General features: G+C 67.3%; 9 protein-coding genes. 5 read left to right on the top strand and 4 right to left on the bottom strand.

Translation table 11 applies throughout. The annotated features are described in order from the left end of the window. The first annotated feature begins 110 nt into the window (after positions 1-110). The gene (locus AC1D02_RS09880) at positions 111-596 is read left to right on the top strand and encodes an AtaL-like protein (RefSeq protein WP_477316219.1); all 486 of its coding nucleotides are present in this window, start codon (positions 111-113) and stop codon (positions 594-596) included. Here the strand turns inward: AC1D02_RS09880 and AC1D02_RS09875 are convergent. The 4 genes from AC1D02_RS09875 to hemE form a co-directional block, all read right to left on the bottom strand. Next, complete coding sequence (locus tag AC1D02_RS09875; RefSeq protein WP_477316217.1) at positions 593-2,032, bottom strand: dihydrolipoyl dehydrogenase; 1,440 nt, start codon at positions 2,030-2,032, stop codon at positions 593-595. The two genes, AC1D02_RS09880 and AC1D02_RS09875, sit on opposite strands and share 4 nt — an antisense overlap. Before the next feature lie 160 nt (positions 2,033-2,192). Further along, positions 2,193-3,014 carry a hypothetical protein gene (locus tag AC1D02_RS09870; RefSeq protein WP_477316215.1) on the bottom strand — a complete coding sequence of 274 codons (822 nt, stop codon included), beginning with the start codon at positions 3,012-3,014 and terminating at the stop codon, positions 2,193-2,195. 78 nt (positions 3,015-3,092) lie between these two features. Next, the gene (locus AC1D02_RS09865; protein WP_477316213.1) at positions 3,093-5,114 is read right to left on the bottom strand and encodes a primosomal protein N'; all 2,022 of its coding nucleotides are present in this window, start codon (positions 5,112-5,114) and stop codon (positions 3,093-3,095) included. A gap of 729 nt (positions 5,115-5,843) precedes the next feature. Further along, complete coding sequence (gene hemE, locus AC1D02_RS09860; RefSeq protein ID WP_477316211.1) at positions 5,844-6,926, bottom strand: uroporphyrinogen decarboxylase; 1,083 nt, start codon at positions 6,924-6,926, stop codon at positions 5,844-5,846. Between the two features lie 132 nt (positions 6,927-7,058). On the opposite strand from hemE, the gene AC1D02_RS09855 reads away from it, so the two are divergent. The 4 genes from AC1D02_RS09855 to AC1D02_RS09840 are packed head-to-tail and all read left to right on the top strand — an operon-like array spanning position 7,059 to position 14,063. After that, complete coding sequence (locus AC1D02_RS09855) at positions 7,059-9,002, top strand: dipeptidyl-peptidase 5 (protein WP_477316209.1); 1,944 nt, start codon at positions 7,059-7,061, stop codon at positions 9,000-9,002. Next, positions 8,999-13,123: a DEAD/DEAH box helicase gene (locus tag AC1D02_RS09850; protein WP_477316207.1), complete on the top strand. Its 4,125-nt coding sequence runs from the start codon at positions 8,999-9,001 to the stop codon at positions 13,121-13,123. The genes AC1D02_RS09855 and AC1D02_RS09850 overlap by 4 nt, the downstream gene beginning before the upstream one ends. Next, on the top strand, positions 13,120-13,608 hold the full coding sequence (locus AC1D02_RS09845; protein WP_477316205.1) for a hypothetical protein: 489 nt from the start codon (positions 13,120-13,122) through the stop codon (positions 13,606-13,608). Before AC1D02_RS09850 ends, AC1D02_RS09845 begins: the two co-directional genes overlap by 4 nt. Continuing rightward, positions 13,608-14,063, top strand: coding sequence for a hypothetical protein (locus tag AC1D02_RS09840; RefSeq protein ID WP_477316203.1), 456 nt, complete (start codon positions 13,608-13,610; stop codon positions 14,061-14,063). Before AC1D02_RS09845 ends, AC1D02_RS09840 begins: the two co-directional genes overlap by 1 nt.

Below are 14,063 nucleotides of genomic sequence, written 5' to 3'. Positions count from 1 at the left end.
ATCGAATCGGCGCCGGGCGCACCGGATGAATATGTCTTGCGGCCCGCATGCGTTACCATCTTGCTTTAAACGCGCCGCGCGCGTGCGCCGTACTTTGCGAGACCACCATCATGAAATTTGAACACCTCATCGAAATCAACGACCCGCTCAACCCGCTGATGGACGAGCTGTCGCGCGAGCAGCTCTGGCGCGGCCTGGTGCTGCACGCCGACTCGCCCAAGCTGTTCGTGCCGCACCTGGACGAGTGCACCATCAGCGACCGCACCGGCGAAGGCTTCCGGCGCCGCCGCCGCTTCGGCGAACTGTCGATCGACGACCGCGTGATCCTCACGCCGCTGCAGGAAGTGCGCTACGAAGTGCACGAGCAGGGCGACATCAGCGCGTCGAGCCTGTCGGTGACGATCGAGGCGCCGTCCGAAGGCCGCCTGTTCGTGCGCTTCCGCTACGACGACGGCCACGACGCCGCCACCGACGCGGCCAACGCGATGTACGACGAATTCAAGAAGTCCGCCTACCAGGAAGCGGACATCGACGCCATCCGCATCCTGCGCGAACTGGCGGCCGAGGGCCGGCTCGACGCCAGCTACCTGAACTAGACGCCCGGCCCGTCGCAGGCGCCGCCGATGTCGGTTGCGCCCTTGGCCAGTTCCGCGTGCAGCGCGCGCAGCGCCGTGCGCACGCCCTCCTCGATCACCGGATGGTAGAACGGCATCGCCAGCATCTGGTCGACCGTCATGCGCGACTGGCAGGCCCACGCCAGCAAGTGCCCCAGGTGTTCGGCGCGCGGGCCGATCATCTCGGCGCCGAGGAAACGCCCGCTCCCATATTCCCCATACACGCGCAGCATGCCGCGGTTCTGCAGCATCACGCGGCTGCGGCCCTGGTTCTCGAACGACACCGAGCCGATCGCGAACTTCGGCATGCCGTCGGCGCACAGCTCGCGATAGGTCGCGCCCAGCGTGGCGATCTGCGGCTCGGTGAACGCGATGGTCAGCGCGGTGCGGCGCAGGCCGGGACGCACGTCGGGATAGCGCCCGGCGTTGTCGCCGGCGATGCGGCCCTGGTCGGCCGCTTCCGGCAGCACCGGGCGCTCGTCGTCGGCGTCGCCGGCGATGAAAATGTGGCTGGTCCCGCACTGCATGGTGCAGCGGTCGAACAGCGGAATGCCCCTGCCATCCAGCGCCAGCCCGGTGTGCTCGATGCCGATGGCGCCCACGTTCGGCGTGCGGCCGGCCGCGGTGAGCACGTAGTCGAAGCGTTCGCTGCGCTCGGCGCCGGAGGCGTCGCGCGTGGTCAGCATCACCGCATCGCCATCGGGCTTGGCGTCCACGACCTGGTGCTGGAAGCGCAGGTCGAGTTCTTGGCACAGCGTCCTGGTGGCCGCATGCAGCACCAGCGGATCGGTCACCTGCGCGACGCTGCCGCCGCGCGCGAAGAAGCTCACGCGCACGCCGAGGCGGTGCATCGCCTGGCCCAGTTCGAGGCCGATCACGCCGGTGCCGATCACCGCCAGCGATGACGGCAGGTCGGCCAGCTCGAAGATGTCGTCGCTGGTGATCGCGCGCGGGCCGGCTTGGGCCAACTGCGGCAGCCGGGTCGGGGTCGAGCCGGTGGCGATAACGATGCGTTTGGCGTTGACGACGGAGTGGTCGCCCACCTGCAAGGCCTGCGGGCCGGTGAAGCGCGCGTGGCCGCGGAGCTTGTCGGCCGCGGGGATCTCGTCGACGCCTTCGAGCACGAAGCCGACGAAGCGGTCGCGCTCGCGCCGCACGCGCTCCATGACCGCCTTGCCGTCGATGCGGATATCGCCGGCGTGCACGCCGAAGCCGGGCGCCGCCTGCAGCATATGGGCCGCTTCGCTGGCGGCGATCAGCAGCTTGCTCGGCATGCAACCGACGCGCGCGCAGGTGGTGCCGTACGGGCCGCCTTCGATCAGCACGGTGCGCTGGCCTTGCGATGTGGCGGCGCGGTACGCCGACAGGCCGGCGGTGCCCGCGCCGATGACTGCAACGTCAACTTCGATTGTTTTCATGGAGATGGCATAAGTGGATGCCAGCCAATGATACGCTGCCTCGGCAAACGATAGCGTCGGCGTCAAACCCGGGGCCAGGTCCGGCGGACCTGACCCCATTATGGTCGGCGGCGCCGGCTTCGAGTGTCTGGCAAATCATGCGCCGCCCGGACAGAATCCCTTATTGGTACTCGAATCCGAATTTGAACTTGGTTTCAATCACCGTGTCCGGCGCAATACCCTCCGGCTGCGGATAGCGCTTGAGCGCGCGGTCCGCAATCGGCCGCATGGAAGCCTCGAAGGAACCCTTGACGCTTCGCGATCTTCGGTCCTCCATTGCGTTGCCGTCCAGCCATCCCCCTACGGCGACCTCCTGGGTTTCCTCGGTGTTAATGTCGATCCGCGGCACGGCCGGTTCGAAGCGCAACTTCACGCTGCCGCCCAGGCTCATCCTGTCCGCCTTTACGGGATAACGGACTTCGCCGGTCATGGTCGCCATCACGCCGATCACATAATTGCATTGCGCCAGACGCGGTTTCGGCCAAGTCTGAAGCTCCGCGACGAAACGGTCCGGGTCGTCCCGGTTCGCCGCGCTGACTTTGCAAACACCGGTGCCGAATTCATTTTTCGGCCGGTTCGCCCACCACAGCGAAGCCGCCATGTCCGGACCATGTTCGGGCGCGGCAAAGCCGGCCATCAGGCTGTACATCGCCGCCTTCTGGCCGCCGTCGAACGCGTTCGAATAGAACCCCACGGCGCGGTCCCAGTCGGGTTTGACGCAGACGCCGTGGTCGAACATGGCGCCCGCCAGCAGGTGTACTTCCGGATAGTTCTTTGCCAAACCCTCGGTGAGGCGGGCGACGGCTGAGGCGCAGTCGCGCGCCTCCACATACAATGCCACTTTACGGACCACCTCGTCGCCTGCGGTGATGCGCCTTGCGGTGGCCGGGATGGCAAGCGTGATCAGGACGGTGAGCGCAGCCAGGCGAGCGAGCGTGTGCATTTGATTTATTGCCCAAAGGGTAAGGTTGCCCAAGCTTACCGTGACGTTTCGGAGATGTCGAGCGGAAACTATTCGCCGCTAAATGTCCAGCGGATCGACTTCCAGTCCCCACTTCACGCGGCTCTTCATGTCGCGCAGCATCCCGAGCCACTCCTTGAGGAAGGCCTGCAGCGCCGGCCGCGAGCTCGACTCCACCAGCAGCTGCGCGCGGTCGACGTTGTGCACGCGCGTCATCGTCATCGGAATCGGATCGTTGATGGTGATGCCTTCGACGTGCAGGCAGTCGCGCGCCTGCTCGAGGAACTCGATCGCCGTGGCCAGTTCGCGCGCCTCGGCGCGCAGCAAGGCCTGGTACATGAACGGCGGCAGCATGGCCTGGCGGCGCTCCACCAGCAGGCCGTCGGCGAAGCGGTCGTAGTCGTGGTTCATCACCGCCCCATACAGCGGGTGCGTGGCATAGCGTGTCTGCACCAGCACTTCGCTCACGCTCCCGCCCTCATTGCGCGCGGCGCGTCCGGCGCGCCCGGCCACCTGCATCAGCTGCGCGAACAGGCGCTCGCTGGCGCGGTAGTCCTGCGAGAACAGCGCGGTGTCCGGATTGAGGATGCCCACCAGCGTCAGCTTCTTGAAGTCGTGGCCCTTGGCGACCATCTGGGTGCCGATCAGGATGTCGACCTCGCCGCGGTGCACGGTGTCGAACGCCGCCTGCGCGCTGCCCTTCTTGCGCGTCGAGTCGGCGTCGATGCGCAGGATGCGCGCCTCGGGAAACAGCTGCTGCAGGCCCTCCTCGACGCGCTGCGTGCCGCGCCCCAGAGGCTGCAGGTCGACGTTGCCGCAAGTCGGGCAGTGGCGCGGGATGCGCAGCTCCAGGCTGCAGTGGTGGCAGCGCAGCCGGTGCTCGGGCTTGTGCAGCACCATGAACGAGGTGCAGCGCGTGCATTCGCTGATCCAGCCGCACGACTCGCAGGTGATCACCGGCGAGTAGCCTCGCCGGTTCAGGAACAGCAGCGATTGCTCGCCGCGCTCCATGCGCTGGCGCAGCGCCGCCACCAGGTGCGAGGTCAGGCCGTCTTTCGGGCGGTCCTTCTCCATGTCCAGCAGCTTCACGCGCGGCAGCACGGCGTCCTTCACCGCGCGCTCGCGCAGCTCCAGCTTGCGGTAGCGCCCCGAGCCCGCGTGGTGCCAGCTCTCCAGCGACGGGGTGGCGGAACCGAGCACGATCGGGATCGCCAGCTGGCGCGCGCGCCACACCGCCAGGTCGCGCGCCGAGTAGCGCAGGCCTTCCTGCTGCTTGTACGAGGGATCGTGCTCCTCGTCGATGACGATCATCTTCAGGTTCGGCAGCGAAGCCAGCACCGCCAGCCGGGTGCCGAGGATGATGCGGGCCTGGCCCTGGTGCGCCGCCAGCCAGTGCAGCATGCGTTCGCCCTCCGACAGGCTGCTGTGCAGCGTGGCCAGCATCAGGCCGGGGAAGCGCGCGCGGATGTTGCCCTCCAACTGCGGCGTGAGGTTGATCTCGGGGACCAGGATCAGGATCTGCGCCTGCGCGTCGCGCGCCAGCACTTGCGCGCAGGCCTGCAGGTACACCTCGGTCTTGCCGCTGCCGGTCACGCCGTACAGCAGGATCGGGGTGAAGCCGGCCGCGCCGCCGATCGCGTCGGCCGCGTCCTGCTGCGCCGGATTCAGGCGCGGCATGTCGAGCGGCGTGGCGTCGGTCGCGCCGTCGAACTTGGCCAGCTTCTTGATCGCGCGATCCAGCGCTACCGTGGTTTGCACGCGCAGGTTCTTCGGCAGGCCGGGCAGCGCCACTTCGCCCAGCGGGCGCTGGTAGTAATCGGCGGCGAAGGCCGCCAGCGCCAGCCATTCGGGCGACAGCGGCGCCAGCTGGGCGCGCACCGCGAGCGCGTCTTTGAGCTTGTCGGCCGGGACATCGGTGCTGTGCCCGACGGCCACAATGAGCCCGACTACTTCGCGATGGCCGAAACTGACCTGCGCCAGCTGGCCCGGCAAGGGCTCGGCGCCCGGCGCGCACGGCCAGCGGTAGTCGAAGCAGCTGTTGAGCGGCGTGTCGAGTGCAACGGTCAGGATGCAGAAGGTCATCGGGGCCGATTCAGCCGTGTGCGCGGCGCCGCCCAGGGGCGCCAAACAGGTCGCACGGGCATGTGGACAACTTTGTGGACAATGGCATCGGGGCAGTGTCGAATAGTTTGTTGTTAATCAAGAGAGTCGCCGAACTACCAAAAATCAATCAAAAAAATATCTTCATAATCAATGAGTTGCAAATCGCTCCCTAGGAGGCCAGCCACCGTTCCTGTAACCGCCCGATTGTGCATAACTGGGCGATCCGATGGAATTTCTGTAGTCGCGAGCTTGTGCGAAAAACCACTTTCGGCCGTTGCGGTGCACCAAGCCGGAGCGCACTAGATATTTATGCAGCACGAATTTCTAGTCTAGGAAATTCAATACCAAAATATCATGCAGTGCAACACACAGCTCATGTGTTACTTGCGGAAATTCGCTAAGTCACGGTAAACCAAGGGTTTTCTGTTTTTATCCCCACAAGCTGTGGGTAACTTTGTGGACAATCTTCGTCAAACCATCGTTTCACTCTGCACCGCGCCACGATTGCGGCTGTCGTGCTGCACCGCAAGATTTTTTAATTCGTTAAGAATCAGTGACTTGGCGGAGCGATGAAAAATGCGACCGAATATGCATTTCTCAGTCTTGCTTATTTGAAACTTGTGTATAAGTGTGATTTTGTATCGGCAATCTCACCCGGCGACGCGCCCCGAAATGGCGCGGGCCGCCGCCGCGCGTACCCAAACTACATCAGCCGGCCCGTTGCGCGCGGCTGAAACGGTGCACTGCCTCGACCATCGCCGTCACCGATTCCGGCGGCGTGAACTGGGAGATGCCGTGACCGAGGTTGAACACGTGGCCCGAACCCGGCGTCGGCGTGCCGTACGACATCAGCGAGCGCTCCACTTCGGCGCGGATTTGCTCCGGGTTGGCGAACAGGATGGCCGGATCGAGGTTGCCCTGCAGCGCCACCTTGTGGCCCACCAGCGCGCGCGCCTTGCCCAGGTTGACGGTCCAGTCCAGGCCCACCGCGTCGGCGCCGATGTCGGCGATCTGGTCGAGCCACAGGCCGCCGCCCTTGGTGAACACCACGGCGGGGATGCGCACGCCGTCCTTGTCGCGTTTGAGCTGGCCCATCACCTGCTGCATGTACGCCAGCGAGAACTCCTGATAGGCGCCGTCGGCCAGCGCGCCGCCCCACGAGTCGAAGATCATCACGGCCTGCGCGCCGGCGTCGATCTGCGCGTTCAGGTACTGCGCCACCGCCGCGGCGTTGGTCGCCAGGATGTGGTGCATCAGGTCCGGCCGGTTGTAGGCCATCTTCTTAATAGTGTGGAACTCCTTCGAGCCGCCGCCTTCGACCATGTAGCAGGCCAGCGTCCACGGGCTGCCGGAGAAGCCGATCAGCGGCACGCGGCCGTTCAGGGCGCCGCGGATCTGGGTGACGGCCTTGAACACGTAATCGAGCGACTCCATGTCCGGCGCGCGCAGCGCCATCACGTCGGCCTCGGTGCGCAGCGGGCGCTCGAACTTGGGGCCCTCGCCGTCGACGAAATACAGGCCCAGGCCCATCGCGTCGGGCACGGTCAGGATGTCCGAGAACAGGATCGACGCGTCCAGCGGGTAGCGGTCGATCGGCTGCAGCGTCACTTCGGTGGCGTAGTCCGGATTTTTCGCCAGGCCCAGGAACGATCCGGCGCGCTCGCGCGTGGTGCGGTACTCCGGCAGGTAGCGGCCCGCCTGGCGCATCAGCCATACCGGCGTGTACTCGGTGGGTTGGCGCAGCAGCGCGCGCAGGAATGTGTCGTTCTGGAGCGGGGCGAATTGTGGCATCGGAGACAAGTGGGTGCTTGAAGAAAGGCGCTATTATCGCACTGTATGGGCGCGCGCCGACCGTGACGGGCTGGCAGTTTGGCGCGGGATTATCTATCATGCCATACCCCCTCAACCCGAGCGCACCTCCCCATGACCATATCGAACAGCAAACAAGCCGCCGTGTGCGGCGCCTGGCCCTCCCCGATCGGCGCGGACATGGTCGCCGCCGGCGCCTCGCCGCTGTCGCAGGTGGCCATCGACGGCGCCGAAGTCCTGTGGCTGGCCGGGCGCGCCAGCGAGGGAGGCCGCAACACCTTGCTGCGCCAGCGCGGCGGCCGCGCCGAGGAACTGACGCCGGCGCCGTTCAACGTGCGTTCGCGCGTCCACGAATACGGCGGCGGTGCGATGCTGGCGGTCGACGGCGAAGCCTATTTTTCGAACTTCGCCGATAACCGGCTGTACGTCGCGCGCGACGGCGCCGAACCTGTCGCGCTGTCCGCGGAGGGCACGCGCCGCTATGCCGATTTCGTGCTCGATCGCCGGCACCGGCGCCTGGTCGCGGTGTGCGAGGACCACGCCGGCGACGGCCATCATCCGGTCAACATGCTGTGCGCGGTGGGCCTCGACGGCGCCGAGACCGTGCTGGCCGAAGGCAGCGACTTCTACGCCGCGCCGCGCCTGTCGCCCGACGGCGGCCAGCTCGCCTGGCTGTCGTGGATGCATCCGCGCATGCCGTGGCAGGGCACCGAACTGTGGCTGGCCGAGGTCGACGCCGGCGGCGCGCTGGCCAACGTCCGGCTGGTGGCGGGCGGCGCGGACGAATCGATCTGCCAGCCCGAGTGGTCGCCATCCGGCGTGCTGCATTTCGTCTCCGACCGCAGCGGCTGGTGGAACCTGTACCGCTTCGACGGCGCCGCGGTGCAGCCGCTGTGCGACCGCGCCGCCGAATTCGGCGCGCCGCACTGGACCTTCGGCGGCTCGATGTACGGCTTCCGCTCGGATAAGGAAATCGTCTGCACCTACATCGAGAACGGCGTCAGCCGGCTGGCGCAGCTGTCCACCGCGACCGGCAAGCTGCAGCCGATCGCCAATCCGTACGAAGAGATCCGCGAGCTGCGCGTGGCCGGCGACATCGTCGCCCTGCTGGGTGGCGCGCCGACGATCCCGCTCGAACTGGCGCGCATCGACCTGTCGACCGGCGCGCGCAAGGTGCTGGCGCGCTCGATCGCCGAGCTGCCCGACGTGAGCGAGCTGTCGGTCCCGGAGAGCATCAGCTATCCGACCAGCGGCGGCCGGCTGGCGCATGCCTTCTACTATCCGCCCTGCAACGCGAAGTACGAGCCGGCGCCGGGCAGCAAGCCGCCGCTGATGGTGATCGGCCATGGCGGCCCGACCGGCATGGCGACGAATACGCTGAAGCTCGCGACCCAGTTCTGGACCAGCCGCGGCTTCGCGGTGCTGGACGTGAACTACGGCGGCAGCAGCGGCTTCGGGCGCGACTACCGCGACGCCCTCAAGGGCCAGTGGGGCGTGATCGACGTCGACGACTGCGTGGCCGGCGCGCGCCACCTGGCCGCGCGCGGCATGGTCGACCCGGAGCGGCTGGTGATCCGCGGCGGCAGCGCCGGCGGCCTGACCACGCTGTGCGCGCTGACCTTCCACGACGTCTTCAAGGCCGGCGCCAGCTATTACGGCGTGTCGGACCTGAAGGGCCTGGACGACGACTCGCACAAGTTCGAATCGCACTACAACGAATACCTGATCGCGCCGCAGCCGGAAGCGCAGATGCTGTACCTGCTGCGCTCCCCGATCAACCACGCCGAGCAGCTGAAGCGCCCGATGATCTTCTTCCAGGGCCTCGACGACAAGGTGGTGCCGCCGCAGCAGTCCGAAGTGATGGTCGAGGCGCTGCGCAAAGCCGGCGTGCCGGTGGCGTACATCACGCTCGAAGGCGAAGGCCATGGCTTCCGCAAGGCCGAGAGCATCGTGCGCACGCTGGAGGCGGAGCTGTACTTCTATCAGCGCATCTTCGGCATCGCGCCGGCTGACGCGCCGGCGCCGGTGCAGATCGAGAACCTGCCGGACGCCGCATGACCAGTCTGCACCAGCAGTTCGACGCGTTCACCGACACCCAGAAGCTGATCGCCGCGCTGCTCGCGCTGGCGGGGGAGCCGATGGGCAAGAGCCGCATCGTGCTGCACCTGGCGGAGATGGGCATCGTCGTCCCCGCCGACACGCTGGACGCCGACATGAAGCTGTTCCGCGCGATGGGCATCGTGACCGAATCGATCGGCCGCGGCTTCGCGATCGCGCCCGAGGCGGTGTGGCCGGCGATCCGCGTCGCGTTTGCCGGGGACATGTTCGGGCCGCTGTGCCGCGTCTACGAAAAAGTGACGCCGCTGCGACGCAACTGGGAAGGCGCGGTGGTGCTGCGCAGCTACCGCCAGGGCGTGGCGCTGCTGCGCATGGCGCTGATCGGCGGCGAGGACGCGCGCACCGTCGCCTCCCTGCTGGACGCCTGCCTGGCCTGCCACGAAGCCGCTTACCTGCACCCGCTGGTGGACATCTTCGGCCGCCCGTTCGAGCCGGCCATGTTCGAACTGATCCAGCCGGCCATGCAGGACGACGTGCTGGCCGTGCTGGTGGTGGAGGCGCAGCGCGACCCGTTGGGCGCCCCGCTGCTGCGCGAGTACGCCGAGCGCCACGCGGCCAATCCTGGCGCGTCGATGTTCCTGCGCACCGCGCTGGCCGAGCACCTGATCCTGTGCGGGCGCCTCGACGACGCGGCGCGCATGCTTCAGGACCTCGACCTGTCGCAGGCGCAGTTCTTCCGCGCCGTGATCCTGCTGCTGCGCGACCAGCCGGACGAGGCGCTGCCGATGTTCGAGCAGGCGCTGAAATCGCTGCGCAAGGAGACCGGCAAGCGCAAGGCGGTTTTCGGCGGCATCGGCGGCCACCTGTATGTGCTGGCGCTGATCCGCAGCGGCGATGCGAAACACGACAAGCTGGCCGAGGCGTACCTCGACATCGCCACGCGCGCGGTGCAGAACCAGGACACCGCCGTCTACCAGCAGCTGTCGATGCTGCGCCAGATCCGCGCCGGCGTGGTCGACGCCGAGGTGCTGCCGACGCGGAACTGGGAGCAGGCGATGCAGCCCTTCGTGTTCCGCGCGCTGATGCATTACTGGCTGGGCGCCCCGCAGCTGTCGAACAAGCGCGAGGCGATGGAACAGGAGTTCGAGGTGGCGCTGTCCGCCGGCTTCGACCTGCTGGCCGCGCCGCTCGGCCAGATCCTGGGCAGCATGGGCGCGGTAAGCCGCGAGCAGCAGGCCATCGCGCTGCGCCAGCGCCACCGCCTGACCGACCTGACCCTGTGGTTCGAGCGCGAGGAAGCCTGGCAGCGCCAGCTCAACGCGCTGATCAACCTGCAGCCCGCAACGAACACCGAGGTGGTGAAGGAGTCGCGCCTGGTGTGGCTGATCGGATTCGAGCCGAGCTGGGGAATTTCCACCATCGAGCCGCGCGAACAGAAGCGCGACGCCCAGGGCGGCTGGTCCAAGGGCCGCTCGATCTCGCTCAAGCGCCTGTCCGAAGACGCCGGCGAACTCGATTTCCTCACCGGCCAGGACCTGAACGTGATCGGCTTCGTGCAAGCGTTCAAGTACTACAGCAGCAGCGGTTCGCGCTACGAACTGGATAACGACAAGGCGGTTTCCGCGCTGATCGGCCATCCGCTGCTGTTCTGGATCGATGCGCCCGGCACCCGGGTCGAGCTGCTTCCGGGCGAGCCGGAGCTGCTGGTCAAGGCGCGCGCCGGCGAAGTGCTGATCACCATGCGCCCGTCCACGGTCGGCGCGGACGACCTGTGCGTGACCAGGGAAACCCCGACCCGGCTGCGCGTGATCCGCATCACGCCCGAGCACCGGCGCGTCGGCACCATCATCGGCGAGGGCCTGGTGGTGCCGCTGCACGCCGAGAAGCAGGTGCTGAAGGCGATCAGCGCGATATCGTCGATCGTCACGGTGCAGTCGGACATCGGCAGCAGCGCGGCCGACATCGAACGGGTCGAAGCGGACCCGCGCCTGCACGTGCACCTGCTGCCTTACCAGCAGGGCCTGAAGATGCAGGTGCTGGTGCGGCCGCTGCCCGGCGCCGGCGCCTATTACCCGCCCGGAAGCGGCGCCGAAAGCGTGATCGCCGACCTGAATGGCGCGCGGGTGGAGGCGCGCCGCAACCTGAACGCCGAGCGCGAGGCCGAGCGCGACCTGGTGACATCCTGCCACGCCTTGGAGCAGGCCGAATCCGAGCACGGCGAATGGCTGCTCGGCCAGCCGGTGCCCTGCCTCGAACTGCTGACGGAACTGCAGGAGCTCGATCCGGCCAAGGTGCTGGTGGCGTGGCCCGAGGGCGAGTCGTTCAGGGTCGGCAAGAAGGTCGATTCGAAATCGGTGCGCGTGAACATCAGGCGCGACAAGGACTGGTTCGCCGCCAGCGGCGAAGTGCAGATCGACGAAGACCGAATCGTCGACCTGCGCGCGCTGCTCGACATGCTCAAGTCGAGCAAAGGCCGCTTCGTCGAACTGGGCGACAACCAGTTCCTGGCCCTCTCGTTCGAGCTGCACCGGCGCCTGATGGACCTGGCCTCCTACGGCGAGATGGCCGGCGACACGGTGCGCGTGCATCCGCTGGCCAGCTTCGCGCTGGAAGAACTGGCGCTGGACGCGGGGGGCGTCAAGGCCGACAAGATGTGGAAGGACCACCTCAAGCGGATGGCCGCGACCAGCAACTTCACGCCGCAGCTGCCAAGCACCCTGCAGGCCGAACTGCGCGACTACCAGCTGGAAGGCTTCGAGTGGCTGGCGCGCCTCGCGCACTGGGGCGTCGGCGCCTGCCTGGCCGACGACATGGGCCTCGGTAAAACCGTGCAGGCGCTGGCGCTGCTGCTGTCGCGCGCCCCGCAAGGGCCGGCGCTGGTGATCGCGCCGACCTCGGTGTGCATGAACTGGATGGCCGAAGCGGAGAAGTTCGCGCCGACGCTGAAAGTGAAACTGTTCGGCGCCGGCGACCGCACCGCAATGCTCGACGGCGCCGAGCCGTTCGACCTGGTGATCGCCAGCTACGGCCTGCTGCAGCTCGAGGCGGCGGCCTTCGCCAAGGTCCAATGGCACAGCATCGTGCTCGACGAGGCGCAGGCGATCAAGAACACCGCGACCAAACGCTCGCAGGCCGTGATGGCGCTGCAGGGCGACTTCCGCATGGTGGCCACCGGCACGCCGCTTGAAAACCACCTCGGCGAACTGTGGAACCTGTTCCGCTTCATCAATCCGGGGCTGCTCGGCACCGCCGACCAGTTCAGCCTGCGCTTTGCCGGCCCGATCGAGAAGGCCCAGGACAAGCGCGCGGAGCAAGGCGCGCGCACGCGGCTGCGGCGCCTGATCCAGCCCTTCATCCTGCGCCGGACCAAGGCACAGGTGCTGGCCGAACTGCCGCCGCGCACCGAGATCGTGCTGCCGGTCGACCTGACCCAGGAAGAGACCGCGTTGTACGAATCGCTGCGCCGCGATGCGCTGGAGAAGCTGGCGTCGCTGGAGGCGCCGCAAAGCCAGAAGTCGATCCAGATCCTGGCCGAGATGATGCGGCTGCGGCGCGCCTGCTGCAATCCGTCGCTGGTGGCGCCCGAACTGGGACTGGCCAGCAGCAAGCTGACGGTGTTCGCGCGCCTGCTCGACGAGCTTCTGGAGAACCGCCACAAGGTGCTGGTGTTCAGCCAGTTCGTCGACCACCTGACCCTGATCCGCCAGCACCTCGACGCGCGCGGCATTAAGTACCAGTATCTCGACGGGTCGACTCCGATGGCCGAACGCAAGCGGCGCGTCGACGCCTTCCAGGCCGGCGAGGGCGACGTCTTCCTCATCAGCCTGAAGGCTGGCGGCGTCGGCATCAACCTGACCGCGGCCGACTACGTGATCCACATGGATCCGTGGTGGAATCCGGCGGTCGAGGACCAGGCCTCGGACCGCGCGCACCGCATGGGCCAGCAGCGGCCCGTGACGATCTACCGCCTGGTGGCGCGCCACACGATCGAGGAAGGCATCGTCGAACTGCACAAGCACAAGCGCGACCTGGCCGACAGCCTGCTGGAAGGATCCGACCTGTCGGCGCGCATGTCGCCGGCGGACATGATGAAAATGCTAGAGGAGGGATTGGCCAAATGATGGATCAGGACACTGCAACCCAGGTGCCGGCGACCGCGATCGTGGTCGGCGTCAAATCATGGATTGCCTATTTCGGCACGTTCCTGCTTGCCGCGCTGCTGTTTTTCGGCCTGCTGCCGCTGGCGTTCATGTGGAACGAGATCGCCGCCGGCGTGGTCTTCATCGGCTCGGCCATCGTGATCGGCTACCGCCTGCTTCTGCTGCGCAGCGTGCAGCTGTACTACGACGAGGTCGGCGTCTGGGCCTATTCGGGCATCCTGCCGTGGAAGAAAGGCGTGTCGGGCGTGAAGTGGCGCGACATGGACGAGGCGACTTTCGAGCCGGGCTTCTGGAGCTGGGTCACCGGCTCGTACACGGTGCGCATCGGCCACCGCTTCACCAAAGCCAGCGAGATCGTGCTGACGAATATCGCGCGCGGCAAGCAGGCCGTGGCGACCCTGAACGCGTACCAGCAGGAGCTGCTGCGCACCAACCGGATCAGCTGATGGACCACGCGCAGGCAATGGAGTTCGTGCGCGAACACGGCGTGGTGCTGGTGTCGGCCAGCGGGCCGGCGCCGAAGCTGACCGAAGCGATCGCCGGCGAGAAGATCAAGGGCAGCTGGTGGGGCCACCCGAAGGGCAAGCAGATCTTCCTGGTGCTGGAGCAAGTCACGGACGACCCGGACGTGCTGGTGTGCCGCCTGGTCGGCGACAAGCTGACGCTGGTGCACCGGCGCCTGTGGCCCGCGCTCGCGGCGGCGGCGCCGCGGCTGCCGGCCTCGCGCCTGTGCCAGGTCACGCAGGTGCACACCGCCGGCGGGCGCCATCGGAATATCGAAACCCCGTTCGAGGACTGGCTGCCGGCCGACGTCGCGGAGGCGGCGCGCGGCATCCGTATTGACGACGCGCTGGCCGCGCTGCATCCAAATGTTACCGTGGAGCGCAAGGCGGGCGATTGA

This window comes from Massilia sp. P1_C10, assembly GCF_056406475.1.
The sequence above is the reverse complement of the archived record's forward strand: the minus strand, read 5'-3'. Positions and strand labels throughout refer to the sequence as shown.

What these genes read in the sequence shown, in the direction of transcription:
- AC1D02_RS09855 (WP_477316209.1), top strand. Translation starts at nt 7,059, where the DNA reads ATGACCATATCGAACAGCAAACAAGCCGCCGTGTGCGGCGCCTGGCCC.
- AC1D02_RS09880 (WP_477316219.1), top strand. Translation starts at nt 111, where the DNA reads ATGAAATTTGAACACCTCATCGAAATCAACGACCCGCTCAACCCGCTG.
- AC1D02_RS09865 (WP_477316213.1), bottom strand. Translation starts at nt 5,114, where the DNA reads ATGACCTTCTGCATCCTGACCGTTGCACTCGACACGCCGCTCAACAGC.
- AC1D02_RS09875 (WP_477316217.1), bottom strand. Translation starts at nt 2,032, where the DNA reads ATGAAAACAATCGAAGTTGACGTTGCAGTCATCGGCGCGGGCACCGCC.
- AC1D02_RS09840 (WP_477316203.1), top strand. Translation starts at nt 13,608, where the DNA reads ATGGACCACGCGCAGGCAATGGAGTTCGTGCGCGAACACGGCGTGGTG.
- hemE (WP_477316211.1), bottom strand. Translation starts at nt 6,926, where the DNA reads ATGCCACAATTCGCCCCGCTCCAGAACGACACATTCCTGCGCGCGCTG.
- AC1D02_RS09845 (WP_477316205.1), top strand. Translation starts at nt 13,120, where the DNA reads ATGATGGATCAGGACACTGCAACCCAGGTGCCGGCGACCGCGATCGTG.
- AC1D02_RS09850 (WP_477316207.1), top strand. Translation starts at nt 8,999, where the DNA reads ATGACCAGTCTGCACCAGCAGTTCGACGCGTTCACCGACACCCAGAAG.
- AC1D02_RS09870 (WP_477316215.1), bottom strand. Translation starts at nt 3,014, where the DNA reads ATGCACACGCTCGCTCGCCTGGCTGCGCTCACCGTCCTGATCACGCTT.